This is a genomic window from Pseudoflavonifractor capillosus (genome assembly GCF_016902575.1).
GTDB lineage: Bacteria > Bacillota > Clostridia > Oscillospirales > Oscillospiraceae > Enterenecus > Enterenecus capillosus_A.
Map to the genome: position 1 here is coordinate 1 of NZ_JACSNZ010000075.1, position 4,658 is coordinate 4,658.

4 protein-coding genes and 2 pseudogenes are annotated in these 4,658 nt (G+C 48.4%); 5 read left to right on the plus strand and 1 reads right to left on the minus strand.

Going from position 1 to position 4,658, the window contains the following annotated elements; genetic code table 11:
* Window positions 1–104: 104 nt before the first annotated feature.
* Entirely contained in the window at window positions 105–995 is an 891-nt protein-coding gene (locus H9X86_RS11555; protein ID WP_204901669.1) for an IS3 family transposase, read from the plus strand.
* 106 nt (window positions 996–1,101) lie between these two features.
* Here the strand turns inward: H9X86_RS11555 and H9X86_RS11560 are convergent, their stop codons facing one another.
* Complete coding sequence (locus tag H9X86_RS11560; RefSeq protein ID WP_087257203.1) at window positions 1,102–2,010, minus strand: tyrosine-type recombinase/integrase; 909 nt, start codon at window positions 2,008–2,010, stop codon at window positions 1,102–1,104.
* 172 nt (window positions 2,011–2,182) lie between these two features.
* Here H9X86_RS11560 and H9X86_RS13025 point away from each other — a divergent pair.
* The 4 genes and pseudogenes from H9X86_RS13025 to H9X86_RS11580 form a co-directional block, all read left to right on the plus strand.
* A pseudogene (locus H9X86_RS13025) lies at window positions 2,183–2,518 on the plus strand (DUF1016 N-terminal domain-containing protein); the annotation flags it as partial.
* Window positions 2,519–2,606: 88 nt separating this feature from the next.
* A complete protein-coding gene (locus tag H9X86_RS11570; protein WP_204901670.1) occupies window positions 2,607–3,077 on the plus strand; it encodes a low molecular weight protein-tyrosine-phosphatase in 471 nt (156 codons plus the stop codon).
* 193 nt (window positions 3,078–3,270) lie between these two features.
* A complete protein-coding gene (locus tag H9X86_RS11575) occupies window positions 3,271–4,119 on the plus strand; it encodes a KilA-N domain-containing protein (protein ID WP_242962866.1) in 849 nt (282 codons plus the stop codon).
* Window positions 4,120–4,459: 340 nt separating this feature from the next.
* Window positions 4,460–4,658 (plus strand): annotated as a pseudogene (locus H9X86_RS11580) (hypothetical protein); the annotation flags it as partial.

Sequence of the window (4,658 nt, forward strand, 5' to 3'; positions counted from 1 at the left end):
CAAATTGAAATTGAGCAACTCAAGCACAAGCTATATCTGGCGGAAATGGAGAATGCACTGCTAAAAAAATTGGACGAGATCGAGAGGAGAGAGGCCTGGAAGAAGTGAGACAGCGCCGTACTTATAAAGCAATTCAGGAGTGTCATGAGCAGCAGGGGTTTCCCATTGAGGCAACCTGCAAGCTGCTCCACGTGGCTCGGTCTGCGTACCACAAATGGGCTACTGGCAAGCGTAGCCACAGAGCTGCGGAGAATGAGCAGTTGGCCGACACCATTGAGAAAATTCACTTAGAAAGTCCAGATAAGGGTTATCGGAGGCTCAATGACGACCTGCGCCATGACTACGGTATCCATGTCAATGACAAGAGAGTGCTTCGTATCTGCCGTGCCAGAGATATTCGGTCTACCGTGAAGTACAGTAACCACAGCTGTACCAGGCGGGCCAAGAACCCTCAGTATTTAGCTGAGAACCTGCTGGATCGCCAATTCTATGCGGTAAAGCCGAATGAGAAATGGCTGACCGATGTGACCGAGTTCAAGTGGTATGAGGGTACCGAAGTACACAAGATCTATCTCAGTGCCATTCTGGATCTATATGATCGGCGCATTGTGTCCTATATCATTGGTGAACGCAACGATAACCCTCTCGTATTCAAGACCTTTGACAAAGCGGTGAAGGCAAATCCAACTGCTCATCCACTGTTCCACAGTGACAGAGGCTTTCAGTATACAAACCGAACATTCCACCACAAGCTCGTGCAGGCGGGGATGACACAGAGTATGTCCCGTGTGGCCCACTGCATTGACAACGGCCCTATGGAAGGTTTCTGGGGCATCTTAAAGCGGGAGCGTTACTACGGCAGACGCTTTACCAGCAAGAAAGAACTTGTCCAGATGATCAGACATTACATCCACTATTACAACACCAGGAGAGTGCAGCGAAATCTGGGTGTGCTGACGCCTATGGAAAAGCATGAACTGTATCTCGCTGCATAAAAAGCGGCCAGCAGCACATATAGGCTACTGGCCGGGAAAACTTTATATTTTTTCACTGTCCTCTTGACGGGGAGCGGTTCACAATATCTGGTAGTCCTTGCTTTCTTCAAAGGCTGAAGCTCATTTTTCCTCTGGGGTGTAATTCCAACAGGAGTGTCGCCTGTCGTTCTGCCGCCACATGAGTATAGATTTGAGTGGTGGAGATAGAGCTATGCCCCAGTAGCGATTGAATGTATCGGATATCCATTCCTGCCTCTAGGAGAGATGTCGCAAACGTGTGGCGAAACATATGTGGTGTTACATGGCAGGTCGTATGGGTCCTCTGAAGGTATTTCGTAATAATCCGACGAACTGATTGAGTAGAGATCGGGCGCCCACGCTGGTTATAAAGAATGGCCCCCTGCTTCTGTATCTCCTCGCAATACTCGTTGCAATAGATTTGTAGGAGCCGAAGCAGTTCTGGAGTTGTGATTTGGATGATACGCTCCTTCCTCCCCTTCCCGTTAATAAGAAGTCGAAGTCCATTTCTATCCAATTGAAACGTCTCCTTTGTCAAGGAACATAATTCTGATACTCGAAGTCCTGTGCTGAATAAAAGCTCCAGCACTACAATGTCTCGTAACGCTTGACGCCCCTCCCCAGGATAACTGGAATAGGCACTTTGCAAAAGCTCACGCACAACCTGTGAGGATATAATTCGCGGAAGCTGTTGCGGTGAATGAATGCGAACATGAATCTTATCGAAAGGATTTTCCTCCAGAGTCCCAGCTATCGACAGTTCATGGTAAAAAGCACTCACACTTGCCAGCTTACGTTTGACTGTACGGGGGGCAAAGTGTTGATTGAGATATTTGATATAACGCACCAACTCCTCCTTATTCGCCAAAATATCATTTGAAAATTCTGAAAACTGTCGCAAATCAATACGATAGGCCTTTATCGTATGTGGTGATAGTTTCTTTTCATATTCACTTGCTTCAAGATAGTCAGCAACCAGAGATGATACAGTCTGCATAGAGAGCCCTCCTCATAACAAAATAGATGCAATTATTATGAAGTGCCCTTTGAATCTTGTCCATCTTACCCCCTCTAAAATAAAGTTAGGCGTACAGCGCCGGAAAGGAGAAACCATGAACATTCGTAAAAACATCGATTATTCCACCATGTTTGATGCCATGCGAGTTGCAATGAGCACAGATATGTCCCAGTCAAAGCTGTATTACGAATTGGGCCGTCTCATTTGCCAGCGCACGGAAAAGGGTGCCGCTGTGGCCGCTGCTGAGTACTTGAAGCAGAATTATCCAGATGTTCCTGGCCTCTCCCCTCGCAACCTGCGAAGGATGCGGGATTTCTACCGGATGTATGGCAAGAATCCTGGGCTGCTGAAGCTGGCCATGGAACTCAGCTGGACGCAGAACGTAGTCATTCTGGAAGCAGATCTGGACATGGACTCACGGCGCTGGTATCTGTGTGCCGCCCGGCAATTCGGCTGGTCAAAGGCTGAACTTCAGAGAAAAATCGCAGCAGAGGCCCATCTGGAAATCCTCCTCGACGAATCCGAACTTCCGTGCTATACTAAATGGGAAGATAGCAAATTGGAGTGTTCAACGCATGATCAAGATACTTTTCATCTGCCACGGCAACATTTGCAGAAGCCCGATGGCCGAGTTTATAATGAAGGATTTGGTGAAGAAGGCCTGTCTAGAGCAGGGCTTTCAAATCGAGTCGGCAGCCACCAGCGCCGAGGAGATCGGCAATCCAGTATACCCGCCGGCCCGCCGCAAGCTGGCCGAGCATGGCATCGACTGCTCTGGCAAAACGGCTCGCCAGCTGCGGAACAGCGACTACGAAAAGTACGACCTCCTGATTGGCATGGAACATGCCAACCTGCAAAATATGTACCGCATTTGCGGCGGCGATTTTTCCAACAAGATGCATCTGTTGATGGATTTTACGGACCACCCCGGCGAGGTAGCCGACCCGTGGTACACTGGTGACTTCGATACGACCTGGCGAGATGTAACGGACGGCTGTCATGCACTATTACATCATATTCAGAAGAATCGAACCCCCTCGCATTAAGCCCCTCGAATTCGAGGAGTTTAATGCAAGGCCAAAGACAATACATTTTCCCCATCAAACGACTGAATTTCTCACACACTTTGAAATTCGTCTCGACGATTCCATAGCGCCGTGCTAAACTGAAAGTGAATACAACAAGTTTGTGTATGTATTCCCGACAAACTGTATGGCACATACTCTTGGAGGTGCAACAGTGAGCCAGAAAAAGAAAACCTCTCTGATTACCGTGCAGAATACACCTGTCACGATCATAAACGTTGACCAAGGCGACTTCATCAGCCTCACCGACATGGCAAAAGCCCGTACCGACGCAGGACGGGCTGCTGATGTCATCAAAAATTGGCTGCGGTCCCGCTCTACACTGGAGTTTCTGGGCACGTGGGAACTCCTGTACAATCCAGATTTTAAAGTGGTCGAATTCGACCACCTTAAAAGTGAAGCAGGACTCCACACATTTACCCTCAGCGCCAAAGAGTGGATTCAGACGACCGGGGCGATTGGGCTGTATGTTCAGTCAGGACGCTACGGTGGAACTTACGCCCACAAGGACATTGCGTTTGAGTTTGGTTCTGCCATCAGTCCGGTATTCAAGCTGTACCTGCTAAAAGAATACCAGCGCTTAAAAGATGGCGAAAATGATCGTCTGAAATTAGAGTGGGATGCTAAGCGTTTCCTCTCCAAAAGCAATTACCTCATTCACACAGATGCAGTCAAAAATTATGTACTGCCTCAGAGCAGCTACACCAAGAATACCGAATGGCTCGCCTACGCAGATGAGGCAGATCTGCTCAACGTCGTTCTGTTTGGATGTACGGCAAGGGAGTGGCGCGATGCCAATCCTGAGCTTGCAAAGAAGAGCAATATCCGAGACTATGCTTCTATCGCAGAGTTGACTGTCCTCTCCAATTTGGAAACCCATAACGCCGAGCTGATCAAAAGCGGAATGGGCAAAGCGGAACGCTTTGAAGTTCTGCGTCAGATTGCTCAATATCAACTTCATGTTCTGGCTGAGGCGGAAAAAATCGAGAGGTTGCCGGAGTAAGCGTAGTCCATTTCTCAACAGAAAATTCGTATCTTAGCGTTGTTGATTTTTGACACTCCTGAATCCATGCAGGGTTCGAAATATCTATAGTGTTGGGGTATTCCATAAAAGCAAAACAGTATAGATGCCGTAGGCTGAAAGCCTACGGCATCTATACTGTTTCCGGGCTTTTCTCCTCAAAATTTCACCGAAAATTCCATAGATGTAAACTGCTGTTTCTCAGTAACCGAAGGGATTCGAACCCCCTTCTCCCCTGAGATTTGCGTAGACATCCCCACTTGGCGCCCTTTTTGAAACCGGCTTATTCAAAAAGGGCTCTAAGCCCAAGGAGGTAATCAAAATGGATCGAGCAGTATTTTTTCAGGAGCTTCGCCGAGTACTCCAGCGAGAGGGATTTACCACCCAAGCTGTGCAGGACGGTCTACTTCCCGTGGAGTGGGATGGACACCCTCTCTGCAGGATCACAGAGGGCGGCGGTGTACGCTACTGGCAGGAGAATGTGGCAAATTTGGAACGGGAACAAGCCTGTCAAAGAGCCG

Excerpts from the sequence above, each read along its gene's own strand:
- H9X86_RS11560 (WP_087257203.1), bottom strand. The coding sequence starts at position 2,010 with ATGCAGACTGTATCATCTCTGGTTGCTGACTATCTTGAAGCAAGTGAA.
- H9X86_RS11570 (WP_204901670.1), top strand. The coding sequence starts at position 2,607 with ATGATCAAGATACTTTTCATCTGCCACGGCAACATTTGCAGAAGCCCG.